The following is an 18140-nucleotide window of genomic DNA, read 5'->3' as shown; positions in this document are numbered from 1 at the left end:
AAAACAGCCCGTGTTTACCTCATGCCATCACCTCGCTTATTTTTCTCTATTAAAACCAGTTCTTTATTTATCTACAGCCTCATTGCGGCATCAAAACCGGTCCGTGTGGCATTCCACAACGTGCTGCCTTTCGCAGCGCAATCACCGATGATATATGTTTCTTCGACAAGATCGCTGAACGCCTCAACCTGAGCACGATCTGCTTTTACACCTAACGATAGGATGACATTATCGCAATCGATAAACGAGGATTGATTATCCTTATCTTTAATGACAGCGCCCTCAGTTGTAACATCAATGAGCTTTACCTCACATTGAAATTTAACACCGGCCTCATCCAATAGTTTTCTTAAGGCGATCATACTGATATGAATACCATCAGCGCCGATCCTTTCTTCAGGCAGCATATCGATTATTGTGATTTTTTTCCCCTCTGCTGCCAGTGTCAAAGCAAGTTCCAGTCCGGTAAATCCTGCACCGGCAATCAGAACATGTTGCCCGGTCTGGACTTTTCCCAGTTCCACATCCCCGACCCAAACAATTTTCCCCGTTTCACTTGCTTTAAACACAGGTATGATCGGATTGGCACCAACGGCAATCAATAAAGCGTCGGGGTTTTCAAGCAATATATTTTCTTTGGTTGCTGCGGTTCCCATTTTTACCGTGATCTTGGGATCGCTCATGACGGTACGGATCGACCAGTCCAAATATTTTTTCATATCCTTTTTGAATGAGGCAACAGAAGCCATTCGGAGAGCCCCACCTAATTCGTCACTCTTTTCAAATAGGATAACGTGATGGCCACGAGCTGAGGCAGTCCGCGCTGCTTCAAGTCCCGCCGGTCCGCCGCCGATGACGACTACCTTTTTGGGGTTCAGTTTGGGTTGTACTTCCGGAAACCATGTCTCCCGTCCAATAAGTGGATTAACTGCACAGCGGATGTGAATAAATTGGGAGTGCGTACGATGGATACAGGTATTGCACCGAACACACGGGCGAATATTATCACTCTTTCCCCGATAGGCTTTGGTCACGCAATCTGTATCTGCCAGCACGTTACGGATCATAGCCACAATATCGACATCATTGTTGGCAACGGCATTTTCTGCCGTTTCCAGATCAAAACTGCCGACAACCGATACGGGAATATCCAGTTCTTTTTTGAATCGTTTGGCTGCTTCCAGGTTCATCGCCCTGGGGAAATAGGTCGGTTGGAAAATATATGGCAGTAAACTATCCTGTTCGAGCAAGCCGCGCGATACATGGATAAGATCGATCTTATCCTGAATGATCTTAGCAAAGGCAAGTGTTTCTTCAATACCGGTACTGCCCGGCAGCAACTCTTCCGCACTGATTCTGTATTCTATGGCAAGGTTATTGCCTACCTTAGCCCGGATAGCTTCCAGCAGCTCCACTGTAAAACGACTGCGGTTAATTAAACTGCCGCCATATTCGTCGGTTCGCTTGTTGTATTCTTCTGAAAAAAACATAGCCGGAACATTCCCATGGCCGCCGTGGATCATGATCATATCAAATCCTGCCAGCATACAGCGTTCTGCCGCGTTGGCGAATAAGGTAATGATATGTTGAATTTCCTCTTTTGTGGTTTGGGTTGCCACACGCTGGGGTGGTGTCATCATATATTGCGCATTAATCAGCTCTATGCTGGCGAGGGCACCATATTGATGGATCATTTCCGTGATATCTGCCAAGTCTGGGATTGTAATCGCGTTGCCGACAGAGAGAATTTGAACGCCGGATACCCCTTCATCTACGGATGAAACACCCAGTGTAACAATACCGGCTCCCGATCGCGCTAATCCTTTGGTATACGCCATAAACTCCGGGCTGTTCCCACCATCGTGTCCAGCTAAAAAGCATCCTGCCGGTGCAACCTGAATCCGGTTTTTTGCTGTGCATTTGCCAATTGTAATCGGCCGAAAAATTTGAGAATGTTTGTCCATCACTGTGCCTCCAAGTTATTCTGTAATTAATTTGTTTTTGTTCAAAATCAGCATGATGACTGAACAAATGACGATAGCTGCACCCGCCACCAAAAAGGCAGGCCTTCCATCAGCGAGCCCAAGTGTTTTCATAATGAAAGCAAAGACCCAGGGCTGAATGAATTGACCAATGCCCATAAAGACAACCGCTAAAGATATCCCCAGTGTCGAAGCACCTAACGGTGCGCGTGACGCATTGAAATTATAGGCTGAAGGATTGGAACAGCCCATGCCGATACCAATAACGACGGTTCCAGCGATTAACGTCGTCAGTGTCCCCGGAACGAGATTGATAAAGAACCCGATCGCTGTGACCAGAATCGCCATGGGATAGAGATAGCCTTTTAAAACCTGGGTTAGTTTTCCATAGATCAAAGAAGAAATAAAGGAACCAACGGTATAGAATGTCAGAACAACACCAACAGAACCTGCGTTGCCCAGTTGTTCGCCGACGATGACTATAGCCAGGTTAGTGACGATGGCAAACAGAAAAAGATTATAGAGCGCAAAGACGATAGAATGGATATAGACGATTGCCGGCATTTTCACTTTTACTTTGGAATTGGCAACCTTCTTTTTCTTTTCAGGGGTTGGGAGAAAGATTGCGGTGACTAAAAAGAAAATGACAGAAACAATATAGGCATAAAAGCAGTTATGCCAATCCCCTACAGCGAGAAAACCACCTAATAAGGTAAACATGATTCCGCCTGCGCTGGCAACGGCAACACCCCAGCCAATCATATTCTGTCTTTCCGGTCCTTCTTCGAAGAAATCGACCACGAGGTCTGTAACCATCGGGATGAAGAAGCCAACTGCAATCCCCAGCAAGAAACGCATGGCTAAAATCGCATAAATATTATCCAGGAATGCGGGCGCAATACCGCCGATCAAGAATAACGCTGCACCGATATACCAGATTTGTTTTTTGTTTAAGTATTCCGTTAATTTAGAGTAGACAAACGAAAAAATAACTAAACATAAGGACGGAATCGATGACGTCATCATAACGGTTTCCGGACTGACATTCGGGAAAGCGGCAATCATATTGGCCAGCGCAGGTGTGGCAGCTCCAGCTCCGATGTCCTGGACAGCAACACAGAGAATGGCAAATTTCAGCAGTGTTCTGTTAAACGGTTTGCTCATTTTTCAATCCCCCATTTAAATATTTCATTCTAATAAACGTTGGATCTCCCGACAAGTGTAATTTAGCATAAATAAAAAGAACAAACACTGTCATAGATTTAAAAATGAAGGACAAAAATTTTAATATTTTAACATATTCATCATTCTCAGCGCTACTCCTAGTATTATGATTTTTAAATAATTAGACAAATATATTTGTTAGGGTCCGGTCCACGCACCACATTCCGCTTTCGGCTCTTGCGCCATCCGTGGCGCAAAGAGCCGCGCTTCGCCTCCATGCTCCGCTTGGCGCTGGAATTGTGGTACGCAGACCGTGCTATGAAGCTGAATGTCCAGTTATTTAGAGAACGTTGTACTAGTACAACGAACTTTAAGTATATAGACATTCGATTATTTGGGGTAGGTCTGTATGTCACATACCGCTTTCGGCAGGTATTGTGACATACAGACCTTCATAAAAGAATTGTCTAGATATTTCCAAAATTTCGTACTAGCCTCCTGACTCTGCGGCAGTTGCCTGTTCATGTACAAAAAAAGCCTGTTAAACAGGAACAATCACATTGATTCGTTCTGTCTAACAGGTTTTTTATAACTTCAATTGCCCTGTTTATCTACTCATTTCTAATCGCTTCCAACGCACTTAACTTCATTGCCCGGCGCGCAGGGTAGTAACCGGCAATCAATCCGACGATAATACTTAATCCCATAACCGCAATAACAAGCCAAAAAGGAATAACGGATATTTTGCTGCCGCTGCCGCCAATACCCATGCTCATCAGGACTTGCGTATTATGACTGATCATATTTAATATGAGCGAAAGGACAAAACTGACCCCCATTCCCAGAAGTCCCCCCAGAAATCCAATCATACCGGATTCAAACAAAAATAACTTTTCAATGTCCTTGATGGAAGCGCCGATTACTTTCATGATTCCAATTTCCCGGGTACGCTCATAAATGGACATTATCATGGTATTGGTAATTCCTAATGCTGCTACCAATAGCGATATAGCCCCGATACCGCCCAGGATCAATTGCAGTGTGCTGGAGGTTTTTTTCATGGATTCCAGCACATCATTCAGGCTATAGGTTTGAAAGCCCATCTCCTTGATTTTATTCTGAACTGCCGTAACGTATTTCAGATCACTTACTTTGACTCGGGCACCCTGATACCTCAGCTGTTGAGCCAATGTTTGCTTATAATTAGGATCACTGGTCTTCAGATATTTGCCATTATCCTCAATAAACATCTTTAACTGGCCAATATCCATAAACACGGTATAATCGCTGTCCATTTGCCCTTCCTGAAGAATACCTACCCCTTTTATCTTGTAGAGTTTTGGTTTAACGCTGCTTGCTTGAACATCTCCGGGTACTTTTCGATTACCGTAAGCAAAGTCATACGTAAACGATAACTTATCGTTCAGTACATCGACCTTCAAATCCGCGGCATTTCCTTGCTGGGGCATCATCATTCCCATTTGTTGCCGGTTATTGCTCTTAGGGTTATAAAAGCCCTGCAGTGTCATGGCACCAAAAACCACATTGGCTTCGTCGCCTTGCTGCAGCAGCCTGCCGGCTTGCAGCTTAAGTCCCAGCGCTGACATGAAATCCGGATCAATGCCGCGAATAGGCACATCCATGACGTATCTGCCGGATACAATCCGAACATAGCTGTCCAGTGTGGGCGTTACAGCCTGAACCCCTTCAAGCTGTTTAAATTGGGCAATCGCCTTGTCATTGAGTGAACCGGCTTCCGCCGCATTGGTCATTGGTTGACCGGTATTCATATCAACCATGCCCTCATAGGCTTGCTGGACGTCAATGATCGTTACACTGCCTATTTGAGACACCTGTTCTTGGAAAGAATACTTCATACCGTACCCCAACGACATCATGATCACAATAGCCGCCGTCCCGATTACGACGCCCATAATGGTTAAAATCGTGCGGGTCTTTCTCCGCCACAGGTTTCTCAAACCCATATGAATCAGATCAAACCTATTCATCAAAATTTTGTCCCTTCTTTGATCTGAATTTTGGAACCCGTAATGATTTTCTTAACCCCCAGAGCTTTTTTAATAATCCTTTCTTGTGAGCAACTATGCCTGCGATGATAAGCACAATTAATGTCGCCGCGATAATAAGCAGCCGCTTTTTCCAGTTGATTGGAGGAGCCATTTCTACTGGAGGCATCCCCTCAGGCATCTGCGGTTGAATCATTTCCTGCGCATTAAAGACTATTTCCTTTTTTATAACCAGATGCTCCCCCGTAGGATCATCAAAGGTTATAACAACCGCACCGGACTGCGCACCGGGGGATGTCGGTGTTATAGTCGCTTCAAAATAATCACTGGCGCCAACATCAAATGTTCCAACGTAATACGAGCTGTTTTCCGCAGCAAAATTTCCTTCTACTTTAAACATGAGATTACTGATGCTCGCTTTGCCGGTATTATAGAACTCCAAAGAAATGGGTACAGGCTGACCCATAAAACCTTCTGCCGGAATTTGAAGCTCACTTGTCTCTAAGTTAACTTGCTGATTGACCGGAACGCCAATAATTTCAGTTGCTTTATATTCCGTTCCCTGATCATCTTGGTATTCAAAATTTGCCGTTAATGAATAGGTTTTTGGTTTGGCGTCAGGAATAGTATAGAACTCCAGGGTTTTTACGGCTAAACATTTCGGCTTAATCTCATCGACAAATAGTGTGTTGCTGCTGTTTACCGGGGTAAAGACACTGCCGCTGCTATCCGCACCGCCGTCAGGAACCGTAAGGTAAATTTTTATATTTTTTACCGTCTTGTCCGGATTGGTATTAAGAAAGCTAAGGTTTAAAGTAAACTTTTCTCCGGCCTTAACGATACCGGGATTACAGCTATAACTATTCAAAATGATTTTAGGAACTGTCGCCCCGCCTCCGCCCGATTGTACAGGGACAAAGAACTGACATTCACTCGTATAGGCTTTTCCGCTCTCGTCCATGTATTCAATTTTCGCGGAGAGAGCGTAATTGCCTTGGCCAACCTTACCGGACGGTATCAGGTAAAAGGTAATATCCTTCCAGCCTTTTCCGGCCAGACTGTCGATACAGGTCATATTGCTATCCCGATAAAGGCCGAGCCCGTCATCTTTTAATCCCTGTAAGGTAATGCTGACATTCTTGGCTGTCAGTGAACCCGCATTACTCACTCTTATGACCGTTTTCATCACGGTGGGATGAGCTTGATCCGGATTGGTCACACGTATATTTCCGATAGTGATACGCGGAAAGGTATTGGTATTTTTAACACTGACATAGATTGCCTCGCTTAATGGTGTAGCGCCGCTGCCAAAACGATTTCCGAAAGCATTGGAATAGATTAAATTTAATTTCAGAGTATACACTTTTTCTAAGGCTGAAGGGGCGACTGCGAAATAACAGGTGATTGTCTGCGTTTCTCCCGGATTTAAGCTCGCCACAGAGAACTGGGAGCTGTTACCGGTCAAAGCAAAGGGACTTTCACCGCTAAGATCGGGAATGACCCGAATATTCTGGGCGGTATAAGAACTTGTATTTTTAATTTTTAACGCCAACGTCAGGTTTTCCCCGGCTGCCGCGTAAACATAAGGATCACTGATAATATCGATGGATGGAACATAGGTAGAGGTATCCACCTCCTGGGTTGGATTAGTGCTTTCTGCTTGACTCACTGCAATGGTATATGTATTATTGGCGACGGTCTGTGCATTGCTTAAGTTATCGATAACACTGATCGAAAGGGTATTTCGCGATCCGCCGTCATATCTCAGACTAAAGCTGGCAGTTACGGTGACGCCATTATTCCAGTCGGCGATAGTCTTGGTTAGCCCGGTGCCGTCTGCTGCGAAGAAACTTGACGTGCTGTCCACAACAACCTTCGCACCGTCTAAGTCGGACCCGCTTTGATTAACCAAGGTTACCGTCAATATAAAGGATTCCTGTGGTTCGATCGCCCCGGAATGATTGATGGAATAATTGGTGACTGTTATTGCCTCACCGGCCGCCTGTAGCTTTGCTGGCGGTGCGAAAAATAATAAGATACCTAATGTTAAAGACAGTACGATGGATAAACCCTTTTTTTTGATAAACATCTTTCCTCCAGCTTTCCATTAGTTAATAATGATTTTTTCTCGCGTTTCAATGGCTTCGATCTGACCGTCCCGAATATTAATGATTTTATTCACATAGTCCGATATCGACTTTTCATGGGTGACTAAGATCAGGGTTTGTTCATTTTTTTTGGCGATGGTTGTGATCAAATCCATAATCTCGACGCTGGTTTTCGTATCCAGATTGCCTGTCGGTTCATCGGCATAGACGATAGGCGGTACACCGATAAAAGCCCTGGCAATACCTACTCTCTGCTGTTGACCGCCGCTCATTTGAGACGGTTTATGATACAGACGGTCGCCTAAGCCGACGGCTTTTAACATGCTGACAGCTTCTTTTCGCCGGATGCTTTTTGGAGTACCTCGAAACACTAATGGCATTTCAACATTTTCAACAGCGGTCAGCGTTGGAAAAAGGTTATAGGATTGAAATACAAAGCCGATATTTTTTTGACGAAAGGCGGCTAATTGTTTTTCGTTCATTTTTTCCAGATGTTTACCATTCACAATGATTTCACCGGCCGTTGGTTTTTCTAATCCGGCGATTAAATTCAGAAGAGTCGATTTGCCGGAGCCGGATGGCCCCAAGAGACAACAAAAATCACCTTTCTCCACGGAAAGGGTGATATTGCTCAACGCAATGACCTGCTCATTGCCCATCTGATAGATTTTGTTCATATTTATGACATCAATAATACCAGCCAATCGTTGACCTCCGTCACACAGAACTTCATATAGAAAATAATATCATGCAGTACCAATTTTTAGCAATATTTCATTATTTGAATGAAATTAAGAAAAAAAGCAGCCGAATTTATCGACTGCTTCTCTCATTTGCTGAATATTTATTTATGATAGATTAGTTCCAATTCTGATCTGCCAGGCGTTTATAGGACTTATACCGCTCTTTAGCAAACTTCTCAGCACCGGTGAACAACTCCTCCGCTGTTTCCGGGAAGGTTCTTAACAACGAGCTGTAACGCACTTCCGACATAATGAAATCCCGGAACGATGCCGTGGGCTCTTTGGAATCCAAACTGAATGGATTCTTGCCTTCTTCCAGCAAATCCGGATTGTAACGGTAGAGGTGCCAATAGCCGGCTTCCACCGCTTTCTTCGCCTGGGTCACACTGGTGGCCATACCGGAACGGATACCGTGGTTGATGCACGGCGCATAGGCAATGATGAGCGAGGGGCCTTTGTACGCTTCGGCTTCCTGAATGGCTTTCAGGGTCTGGCTCATATTGGATCCTAAGGCAATCTGGGCCACGTAGACATAACCGTAACTCATCGCCATCATGCCCAGGTCTTTCTTCCGGATTTTCTTGCCGGAGGCGGCAAATTTCGCGATGGCTGCCCGGGGTGTGGCTTTGGATGCCTGGCCGCCGGTATTGGAGTATACTTCCGTATCCAGTACCAACACATTGACATCGTCCCCGGATGCCAGTACATGATCCAATCCGCCGTACCCGATATCGTAGGCCCAGCCGTCGCCGCCGATGATCCACTGGGATTTCTTGACTAAGTGCTCTTTCTTATTCCAGATGCCGGTTAACAGCGCATCGCCTTTGGGATCCATACCGGCAAATGCTGCCAATACTTTTTGAGCCGCCGCCTTGGAACCTTCACCGTCATTCCTATTGGCCAGCCATTCCTGGAAAGCATCTTTCATGGCCGCCGGGATATCCAGTGCCAGCGCTTGCTTCATTTCTTCCGCCAGCTGACTGCGCTGCTGCTCTACACCCAGATACATGCCGTACCCGTATTCCGCATTGTCTTCGAAGAGGGAATTGGCCCAGGTCGGCCCTTTGCCTTCCTTGTTCACGGTATACGGTATGGATGGTGCACTGCCGCCCCAGATCGAGGTACAGCCCGTGGCGTTGGCGATCATCATCCGGTCCCCAAACAGCTGGGTGATCAGCTTGACATACGCCGTTTCTCCGCACCCCGGACAGGCGCCGCTGAACTCCAGCAGGGGTTTTAAGAACTGCGTGTTCTTCACTGAATTCCTGTTCGTGATTTTGTCTTCTTTATCGGGTATGGTCATGGCATAGTCCCACAGCGGGGCCTGGATCCGTGTCATTTCTTCCACGTCTTTCATGACCAGGGCTTTTTCTTTCCCCGGGCAAACGTCGGCGCAGTTGCCGCACCCGGTGCAGTCCAGCGGGCTGACCTGGGCCCGGAATTGCAGTCCGGCCAGATCTTTGCCCACGGCTTTAATTGTTACAAAGCCTTCCGGTGCATTGGCTGCTTCCTGTTCACTCAGAAGGAACGGACGGATGGCGGCATGCGGGCATACATACGAACATTGATTACACTGGATACAGTTGGTGCTGATCCATTCAGGCACTGCCGTACCGATTCCGCGTTTTTCATAGGCGGAGGTCCCGGCGGGGAATGTGCCGTCTTCACGGCCGGTAAAGGCGCTTACCGGCAGTTTGTCGCCTTCCTGGGCTGCCATCACCCGAGCGATGTCTTTAATGAAGGCCGGTTCGTTCTCGTCACCCAGGAACAGCCCCTTCTTCGGATCTGCCTGAGCCCAGGCGGCTGGGATCGTCACTTTTACGAGAGCATCGCAGCCGGCATCCACGGCTTTATTATTCATATCCACGATATCCTGGCCTTTTTTGCCGTAGGTTTTGACGATGGAATCTTTCAGGTATTGCAGTGCGTCGTCTAAGGGGATGACTTTCGCCAGTTTGAAGAAGGCGGACTGCATGATCATATTGATCCGGTTGCCCAGTCCCAGCTCTTTGGCGATCTTGACGGCATCGATGATATAGAATTGGGCTTCTTTGTCGGCTATGACCCGCTTCAGCGCTTCCGGCAGTTTCTCATCCAGTTCTTCGGCACTCCACTGACAGTTTAAGACAAAGGTTCCGCCTTTTTTCAGGCCTTTTAAGAGGTTATATTTATCCACATAGGATTGGTTATGGCAGGCCACATAATCTGCGGTATTGACCAGATAGGACGCCTTGATCGGGTTCTTCCCGAAACGCAAGTGCGATACGGTGGTGCCGCCGGATTTTTTGCTGTCATAGGAGAAATAGGCTTGGGCGTACATGGTGGTATGGTCGCCGATGATTTTGATCGCCTGTTTGTTGGCTCCGACGGTCCCGTCCGCTCCCAGTCCCCAGAACTGACAGCTGATCGTCCCTTCCGGTGTGGTATCGATGAATTCTTTTTCTTCCAGCGAGGTGAAGGTGACGTCATCGACGATGCCGATGGTGAATCCGTTCTTCGGCTGGTCGGCTTTTAAGTTTTCATACACCGCCAGGATCTGCGACGGTGTGGTATCTTTGGATCCCAGTCCATACCGTCCGCCCACGATGACCGGTTGATTGGCCTTATCGTAGAAGGCATCGACGACATCCAGGTACAAGGGTTCGCCAATGGAACCGGGTTCTTTGGTCCGCTCTAAAACGGCTATTTTCTTGACGGTGGCCGGTAAGGCTTTAAGGAAATGATCCACGGAGAACGGACGGAATAAACGAACCCGTAAAACCCCGACCTTTTCGCCTTTGGCTGCCAGATAATCGATGGTTTCACTGATGGTATCACCGACGGAGCCCATGACGATAATGACCCGCTCGGCATCCGGTGCGCCGTAATACTCAAACAGTTTATATTCCCGGCCGGTCAGTTCTTTATATTGATTCATGTAATCTTCGACGATAGCGGGAACAGCCTGATAGAACAGGTTGGACGCTTCTCTGCCCTGGAAGTAGATATCCGGGTTCTGCGCCGTTCCTCTCAGGCAGGGCCGCTCCGGATTCAAGGCATTGTCTCTGAATCGCTTCAGGGCGTCGTGATCCAAGAGTGTGGCTACTTCCTCGTAGTCGGGCACACTGATCTTGGAAATCTCGTGAGATGTCCGGAATCCGTCGAAGAAATGAAGGAAAGGTACACGTGCTTTGATGGCGCAAAGATGCGCGAGATACGCCATGTCCATGGCTTCTTGGACGCTGCCGGAGCTGAGCATGGCATATCCGGTCATCCGAACGGACATGACATCCTGATGATCCCCGAAGATAGAAAGCGCATGCGCCGCGATGGCACGGGCACTGACGTGAAAGACTCCCGGGAGCAATTCCCCGGATACCTTGTACATATTTGGGATCATAAGCAGAAGTCCCTGGGATGCGGTATAGGTCGTGGTTAACGCACCGGCTTGCAGTGAGCCATGAAATGCACCGGCGGCGCCGCCTTCGGACTGCATTTCCACGACTTTCATCGGTTGGCCGAATATATTCTTGCGGCCATGGGCTGCCCATTCATCAACAAATTCTGCCATGTCGGATGAAGGGGTGATTGGGAAAATGGTTGCAACTTCTGAAAACGCATAAGAAGCGTGCGCTGCAGCTTCATTCCCCGACATTGTTTTCATTTTAGCCATTCGTTTTTCCTCCTCCAATATCATTTTGTTCAGTTTTCATTCGTTCTTTGTAGATACCCCTATACCGACTAAAAGGTAAAAAAATAACATTTACTGATTGAAATGTTTTTCCTGACAAGTAGTATTCAGTACATGGACAAACTACTTGGGCAAGGTTACAAAACAGGGAACTATTTTCATGATAGTCCCCTGCTAATTTAGTATAGCCTTTAATTCTTACCCTCGTCAAGTACTAATTTTCTCATCATGACGGTTTTTGACCATGTATACAGTATTCGTTTAGCTGCTATTTGTTCATATTTCTATCATATAATATTGCTATCCTACTTATATTCCTATCAATTGAAGAATACATAAAACGATAACACCCGGAAAACCAAGAATGGCGACAAGAACGACTGTAAATATGTTAATCGGTATCTCCATAGCAAAAATACTCAAAAGTAAATCAACAATCCATAATCCGACGACGCCGCCAAGAATATGAATAAAAAGCTTGATGAGCTTATTCGGTTTTTTTAAAGAAGCAAACGCGATAAGCCCTAAAAGTAAGATGAATAATCCAAGAAATATGACGGTCATACTGATCCCTCCAGTCACTCTTCTGCAGTTAGTCTATGCTAAAGAGTGGACAAGATAGAACCGAAATAAGCGGAGTCAAACGATATAAACTCAGTAACGTTACAAACCCGGTAAAAACCGGGTTCGAAGTGCATCTATTTTTATTATAGCTGGCGTCTGCCTTCAAGGGCCCGAACAATAGTCACCTCGTCAGCATACTCCAAATCGCCGCCCACCGGTAATCCATGTGCCAAGCGAGTGACACGAATACCCAAGGGTTTAAGCAGCTTCGAGATGTAGAGTGCGGTTGCTTCTCCTTCCACCGTCGGATTTAAGGCAAGAACAACCTCCTGGATACCCTCCAGCCGTTGAAAAAGAGTGGTCAGGTTCAGCTGATCCGGTCCAATACCCTCCATGGGCGACAGTACACCATGTAAAACGTGGTAACGTCCCTTATACTCGCCGGTCTTTTCTAAAGCAACAACATCCCGAGGTTGTTCGACGAGACACAGCATTGTCTCGTCCCGGCGTTCTCCCGCACAAATTTTACAGGGGTCGATATCTGTATAATTACCACAAACCGAACATTGCTTAATATCCTTCAACGCACAGACAACAGCTTCAGCCAGCTCTCCGGCTTGATCCGGATTCCTGAGCAGATAAAAGGCTAAGCGGCCTGCTGTCTTCGGCCCTACACCGGGCAAGCGGGAAAAAGCAACAATCAAATCTGTCAGTGGTTGGGGATAATACAGGTAATCCATCGAGACTACCCCTTCCTGATCAGATTATGCAAAATGAATAACATAAACTTCTTCTGAATACTAAAACAATCCCGGGATGTTAAATCCGCCGGTTGCTTTGGCCATGCCTTGTTCTACCATGGCCTGTGCATTCTTAATACCCTGGTTGACTGCAGCTTTGATCATATCCTCAAGCATTTCGGCATCATCCGGGTCGACAGCTTCCGGGTTAATTTTTAATTCCAATAGTTCTATTTTTCCACTAACAACAACCTCAACCATACCCCCGCCAGAAGAAGCCTGAACTGTTTGGCTTTCTAGTTCTTCTTTGGCTTTCATCATATTTTCTTGCATCTTTTGCGCTTGTTTAAGCATCTGGTTCATATTGCCCATTCCGCCGCCGCCTTGTTTAAATCCCATGTGTAACACTCTCCTTAATAACACACTACCCGTTTATCATTATCCAGATAATTAAATAAATCTTTCATTCCAATGACTATAAATATATATGAAAGAATATGGTAAGGCAAGTCAATGCCTGATTATTCTAATCTTTTTTTACTTGGACCCATTGTTCACCAAATAATTCCCGCGCCTTTTGGATAAGACCATCGGCATCGGCATCCGCGTTTATATTGTTAACAGATTTATTATCCGCCGTATTCCCGGATGTCACTGCGGGCATCGCCCGGTATTCACTTTCAATCAAATTATTGAGTAAGAGCTTCGCCCCAAGGACTTGCTCCAGGACTTCCTCAACAACCTGTTTATTTTCTATTTGATTAAATTTATCCCGGTGAAAAGAATACCCGTCTTTAAAGATTAAAAGCAGCTGATCACCGCGTAATTCCGCAGCTCTTCCTTCAAGTAAAAAGGCATGGGTTGATTTCTTTTTCTTTTTGACCCCTTCCAAGACGTCAGGCCACTTATTCTGTACAAAAACAAAATCAACTGCAGTATCTCCGGTGGCTGATCCGGATGGATTGTGTGTGGAAGCAGATACGGAAGATGCAGCCTGTGCCGGATTATGCGAAGAATCCGTTTTCAAAGCGGTGTGAATGCGCGGGTTAACTTCTGTTTTCAGCGACGCCGGACGCTGAACGCTCTTTTGCTCGTGTTTGGGGGTGGGTTCAAAGATCGTCTGGACCAAAATCATCTCTGCAGCTAAACGCGCATTGGGAGCAAACCGCAAGTCACTGTCCCCTTTCAGGAGCACGTTGATCCAAGTCAAGAGTCTTTCCATCCCAATACGTTCGCTTTGGGCAATGAGTCTCTGAACCATATCCGGTGCGAGCAAAGGCTCTTGCCCCCCGGCCGTATAGAGTAAAAGCTGGCGCAAGTATTCTAATAGTTCCTTGATTACCTGACGAGGATCTCTTCCCAAAGAAATCCCTTCGCCAAGCTTGGCTAGAGCAAGACCGTAATCTCCAATCAGAAGCGCATCCGTCAAATCAGCGCTGTAGGTTTCGCCTACCATACCGATGATTTGATAGACATGTTCCAATTGAATCGGATCATTATGGAGCAGACATTGGTCAAGAATGCTCAAAGCATCCCTCAGACCGCCTTCCGCTTTCACGGCGATCACCTGAAGCGCTTTGTCCTCGATTTCCCGGCCCATGGTCTGACATACGTCACGCAGCCGCGTGACGATTTCCTCCACGGATATGCGATGAAATTCAAAACGCTGCACCCGTGATAATATGGTGAGGGGGACTTTATTCGCCTCTGTCGTCGCTAGAATGAATACAACATTGGCTGGCGGTTCTTCAAGGGTTTTTAACAAGGCATTAAATGCCTCGGAAGTCAGCATATGAACTTCGTCAATAATATATACTTTATATCTGCCACCGGAGGCGGCCAATTTTACTTTGTCTCTCAGATCTCTGATTTCATCGATACCTCTGTTGGATGCGGCATCAATTTCCAAAACATCGATGGCTGTTCCCTGGTCGATCTCGAGACATGAAGAACATGCATTACACGGTTCCACCCCATCTCTGTCCCGGCAGTTCAGAGTTTTGGCCAAGAGTTTGGCAGCTGACGTCTTACCGGTACCCCGTGGACCGCTAAACATATAAGCATGCGCTATTTTGTTTTGTTTAATGGCATTCGTTAAAATGACACGAACATGTTCCTGCCCCACCATGTCATCGAATTTTTTTGGACGCCACTCTCGGTAAAGTGCTCGGTATGCCATATTCTCACCTATATATTAAAGAAATAGTTTATAGACTGAGATTTTATAAACCATGATATTGAAAATTACCTGAAGAAGAATTTCTCCCAAATAGACCTATGTAAAATACTAAAAAAGATGGTCCGTATAAACCACCTTATTTTATAAAGACCGTGCACCTTGATTCGAATCAAAGTCCCCAAACGTTACCCCTGAATGGCTGCTCATCTCCGGTCACCTCGCGGCACACAAAACTGACTCCTTAGTGCTGCTTCCGTCAGGACCTGACACGGTTCAAAGCGTTCTGTTGCGCAAGACCAGAAACTCATCACACCCAGACATGGACTGCTCCGAAAACGTGATCCTCATCAAAGGACTTAAACCCCGCTATAGCGGACTGCGGGTTACAAGGAACCGCTGCCTCCCCATCTAGCACGGTCAAACTTAATTATAACATAAAACCATAAATAAAGAAAACGAAAAACCTTCCAAAGAAAAATAAAAAGCCTTCGAAAGAGGCCTGAATCCCACTCATATTTTCAGTAATTATGGCGGGAGAGTGGGATTCGCTCCGCTCGCCATTCGGCTCGCTATCACGCCAGCTCGGGAAAACGCTTCCATAGGGCGCGTTTTCTTTTTCCTCGCGTTCGAATCCACTCTTATTTTCAGTAATTATGGCGGAGAGAGTGGGATTCGAACCCACGACACAGTTCATCACCATGTACCCGCTTTCCAGGCGAGCGCCTTCGACCAACTCAGCCATCTCTCCACGTTGTCCTATCGATCAAAAAATAGAACGCTAGATTAAAGTCGCAAATGTTATTATAATCGCTGAATGCCCAGACGTCAACCTAAATTAGAGATTTATTGGCTGTCAAAATAAGTAATTAAACTATTGCGGTAGTCCTTCATCCCCTAATTCAGAAGCAATAATTTAATAATAAGTGAGCAATAGCCTTGCAAATGCAAGGTTTTTTTAATATATTTTTAGTCAAATTAAATCATATTTATATGGCGTAATGTAACGTATTGTGATATAATTAAGTATATAGTCTAAGTGAACGCGAGGTGTTTTCATGTATTTAAAAAAAGCATTTCACTCTAAGACAGGCAGAACCTATTTGTCAGCTGCCACAAACTTTTATGATCCTGTAAGAAAACAATCGCGAACGCGAACCATTGAATCGTTTGGTTACGTGGATGTCCTTGAAAAAATATATCCCGATCCAATTGAACACTTCACTTCAGTCGTTGAAAAAATGGATGCTGAGGAGAAGCTATCTAAATCCATCGATCAGATTAAGATTAACAGGGCTGCTACTCTAACTATTGGTAATATGAACAGAAAGTATTTCGGCTATGCTGCATTAAGTAAGATATATCACGATCTTGAACTCCATACTTTTTTTGTTAACAGGGCGCGGAATCTGAATATTGAATATATCCTGAACAATGTTGTTAAGTTATTGATCTTTGAACGCCTTAGAGATCCGGCTTCAAAGAAAAAAGCCTTCGAGAACAAAGACCGGTACTTTGAAAATATGGATTTCTCGCTGGATAATGTGTACGGAGCATTAAGTATCATTGCCAAGTACCGAGATGACTTACAGGTCCATCTCCATAACAAGGTTAAAGCTCTCTGCGGCAGAACGACAGAGTTGGTATACTACGATGTAACCAATTACTATTTCGAGATCGACGAACAAGACGACATGAAGAAGAAAGGTGTCTCTAAAGAACATCGCCCTGATCCAATCATTCAGATGGGTTTATTTATGGATACGATGGGTATCCCAATCTCCTACAAGCTTTTCCCGGGAAACACCAATGACTGCGAAACGGTGCGTCCCATGCTGGCTGAGCTGAAAAGAGAGTATGACATAGGTCGTGTTATTATTGTCGCCGATAAGGGAAACAACACAGCAAAGAACATTAACTACCACGTCATGCGCGGCGACGGGTATGTGTACAGCCAGACCGTTCGAGGGGCTCATAAGGAACTGAAAGACTATGTCTTTGATGAGGACGGCTATACTTGGATCGGCGATGACTACAAGATTAAATCACGAATCTATCCCAGAGAGATCAGTGTCGTCGGAAACGACAATAAACCGGTGAAAAAACGCATTGATGAAAAGCAGATCATTTTTTATTCAAGAGACTATGATCGACGTGCCAAAGCTGAAAGAGAACCGGCTTTACTTAAAGCGATGGAGCTTGTAAGAGACCCTGGTAAGTACAATAGGGCCACTTCCTACGGTGCTGCCAAATACGTTAAAAATCTTGAATACGATAAAGAAACCGGCGAGATCATTACCGCAAACAAACGACCGGTATTTGATGAGGCAAAACTTCGGGAAGAAGAAAAATTTGATGGGTACTATGCCATCGTTACCAGTGAACTGGATAAGTCTGATACGGAAATCATCGAAATCTACCGTGGGCTTTGGCGGATTGAAGAATCTTTTAAAATCACGAAGAGCGACCTAAAAACCAGACCGATTTACCTTTCCAAGCAAGACCGCATAGAATCGCACTTCCTTATTTGTTTTATGGCTCTGGCCATCATTCGGATTCTTCAGCACCAATTTGATGGAAAGTATTCGGCAACGCACATTCTTGATAGCTTACGAAAAATAGAATGTACGCGAGTAGACAAAAACCTATACATCTTTGATCATGTTGATGAGATATCTTTAGCATTGAAAGATGTCTTGGGCGTTGATTTTTCAAAAGAGTTCCTCACGCTAAAAGAGATAAAAAATATTTTAGCTGATACTAAAAAGAGCTAAATTACACCATGAGAATTTGATAAAACAAAAACAGCGCTATCCTTTATATACCAAGGGTTTGCGCTGTTATTTTATCTAATTTGCTTCGGAATTCAGGTTATAATCGCTGAATGCCCAGACGTCAACCTAAATTAGAGATTTATTGGCTGTCAAAATAAGTAATTAAACTATTGCGGTAGTCCTTCATCCATG

11 protein-coding genes, 1 tRNA gene, 1 other RNA gene and 1 pseudogene are annotated in these 18140 nt (G+C 45.4%); 1 reads left to right on the top strand and 13 read right to left on the bottom strand.

Going from position 1 to position 18140, the window contains the following annotated elements; all coding sequences use genetic code 11:
- Positions 1-71 precede the first annotated feature (71 nt).
- The 13 genes and pseudogenes from LPY66_RS02205 to LPY66_RS02145 form a co-directional block, all read right to left on the bottom strand.
- Positions 72-1964, bottom strand: a complete 1893-nt coding sequence (locus tag LPY66_RS02205) for an oxidoreductase (RefSeq protein WP_337986498.1) — start codon at positions 1962-1964, stop codon at positions 72-74.
- Positions 1965-1979: 15 nt separating this feature from the next.
- Positions 1980-3146, bottom strand: a complete 1167-nt coding sequence (locus tag LPY66_RS02200) for an MFS transporter (RefSeq protein WP_337986497.1) — start codon at positions 3144-3146, stop codon at positions 1980-1982.
- A gap of 611 nt (positions 3147-3757) precedes the next feature.
- Positions 3758-5155, bottom strand: coding sequence for an ABC transporter permease (locus tag LPY66_RS02195; RefSeq protein WP_337988002.1), 1398 nt, complete (start codon positions 5153-5155; stop codon positions 3758-3760).
- Entirely contained in the window at positions 5148-7262 is a 2115-nt protein-coding gene (locus LPY66_RS02190; RefSeq protein WP_337986496.1) for a COG1361 S-layer family protein, read from the bottom strand. The genes LPY66_RS02195 and LPY66_RS02190 overlap by 8 nt, the downstream gene beginning before the upstream one ends.
- Positions 7263-7280: 18 nt before the next feature.
- Positions 7281-7871: pseudogene (locus tag LPY66_RS02185) on the bottom strand (ABC transporter ATP-binding protein); the annotation flags it as partial.
- Positions 7872-8139: 268 nt separating this feature from the next.
- Positions 8140-11676 carry a pyruvate:ferredoxin (flavodoxin) oxidoreductase gene (nifJ, locus tag LPY66_RS02180; RefSeq protein ID WP_337986494.1) on the bottom strand — a complete coding sequence of 1179 codons (3537 nt, stop codon included), beginning with the start codon at positions 11674-11676 and terminating at the stop codon, positions 8140-8142.
- A gap of 327 nt (positions 11677-12003) precedes the next feature.
- Positions 12004-12258 (bottom strand): pro-sigmaK processing inhibitor BofA family protein, encoded by a 255-nt coding sequence (locus LPY66_RS02175; protein WP_337986493.1) that lies wholly within the window; start codon positions 12256-12258, stop codon positions 12004-12006.
- A gap of 143 nt (positions 12259-12401) precedes the next feature.
- Complete coding sequence (gene recR, locus LPY66_RS02170) at positions 12402-12998, bottom strand: recombination mediator RecR (protein WP_337986492.1); 597 nt, start codon at positions 12996-12998, stop codon at positions 12402-12404.
- Between the two features lie 60 nt (positions 12999-13058).
- A complete protein-coding gene (locus LPY66_RS02165; protein WP_337986491.1) occupies positions 13059-13397 on the bottom strand; it encodes a YbaB/EbfC family nucleoid-associated protein in 339 nt (112 codons plus the stop codon).
- Positions 13398-13524: 127 nt separating this feature from the next.
- Entirely contained in the window at positions 13525-15177 is a 1653-nt protein-coding gene (dnaX, locus tag LPY66_RS02160) for a DNA polymerase III subunit gamma/tau (protein ID WP_337986490.1), read from the bottom strand.
- Between the two features lie 150 nt (positions 15178-15327).
- An RNA gene (gene ffs, locus LPY66_RS02155) (signal recognition particle sRNA large type) lies at positions 15328-15594 on the bottom strand.
- Positions 15595-15604: 10 nt separating this feature from the next.
- Entirely contained in the window at positions 15605-15877 is a 273-nt protein-coding gene (locus LPY66_RS02150) for a hypothetical protein (RefSeq protein ID WP_337986489.1), read from the bottom strand.
- A tRNA-Ser gene (locus tag LPY66_RS02145) sits at positions 15832-15925 on the bottom strand. Before LPY66_RS02145 ends, LPY66_RS02150 begins: the two co-directional genes overlap by 46 nt.
- Before the next feature lie 307 nt (positions 15926-16232).
- On the opposite strand from LPY66_RS02145, the gene LPY66_RS02140 reads away from it, so the two are divergent.
- On the top strand, positions 16233-17948 hold the full coding sequence (locus LPY66_RS02140) for an IS1634 family transposase (RefSeq protein ID WP_337986488.1): 1716 nt from the start codon (positions 16233-16235) through the stop codon (positions 17946-17948).
- Positions 17949-18140 lie beyond the last annotated feature (192 nt).

The sequence above is a fragment of the Dehalobacter sp. DCM genome (assembly GCF_024972775.1).
In the GTDB taxonomy this organism is placed as follows: Bacteria; Bacillota; Desulfitobacteriia; order Desulfitobacteriales; family Syntrophobotulaceae; genus Dehalobacter.
Note: the sequence above shows the minus strand (reverse complement) of the source record. Positions and strands in the feature narration are given on the sequence as shown.

Excerpts from the sequence above, each read along its gene's own strand:
- LPY66_RS02200 (WP_337986497.1), bottom strand. The coding sequence starts at position 3,146 with ATGAGCAAACCGTTTAACAGAACACTGCTGAAATTTGCCATTCTCTGT.
- LPY66_RS02195 (WP_337988002.1), bottom strand. The coding sequence starts at position 5,155 with ATGAATAGGTTTGATCTGATTCATATGGGTTTGAGAAACCTGTGGCGG.
- recR (WP_337986492.1), bottom strand. The coding sequence starts at position 12,998 with ATGGATTACCTGTATTATCCCCAACCACTGACAGATTTGATTGTTGCT.
- LPY66_RS02165 (WP_337986491.1), bottom strand. The coding sequence starts at position 13,397 with ATGGGATTTAAACAAGGCGGCGGCGGAATGGGCAATATGAACCAGATG.
- LPY66_RS02140 (WP_337986488.1), top strand. The coding sequence starts at position 16,233 with ATGTATTTAAAAAAAGCATTTCACTCTAAGACAGGCAGAACCTATTTG.
- nifJ (WP_337986494.1), bottom strand. The coding sequence starts at position 11,676 with ATGGCTAAAATGAAAACAATGTCGGGGAATGAAGCTGCAGCGCACGCT.
- LPY66_RS02175 (WP_337986493.1), bottom strand. The coding sequence starts at position 12,258 with ATGACCGTCATATTTCTTGGATTATTCATCTTACTTTTAGGGCTTATC.
- LPY66_RS02205 (WP_337986498.1), bottom strand. The coding sequence starts at position 1,964 with ATGGACAAACATTCTCAAATTTTTCGGCCGATTACAATTGGCAAATGC.
- dnaX (WP_337986490.1), bottom strand. The coding sequence starts at position 15,177 with ATGGCATACCGAGCACTTTACCGAGAGTGGCGTCCAAAAAAATTCGAT.
- LPY66_RS02190 (WP_337986496.1), bottom strand. The coding sequence starts at position 7,262 with ATGTTTATCAAAAAAAAGGGTTTATCCATCGTACTGTCTTTAACATTA.
- LPY66_RS02150 (WP_337986489.1), bottom strand. The coding sequence starts at position 15,877 with ATGGTGATGAACTGTGTCGTGGGTTCGAATCCCACTCTCTCCGCCATA.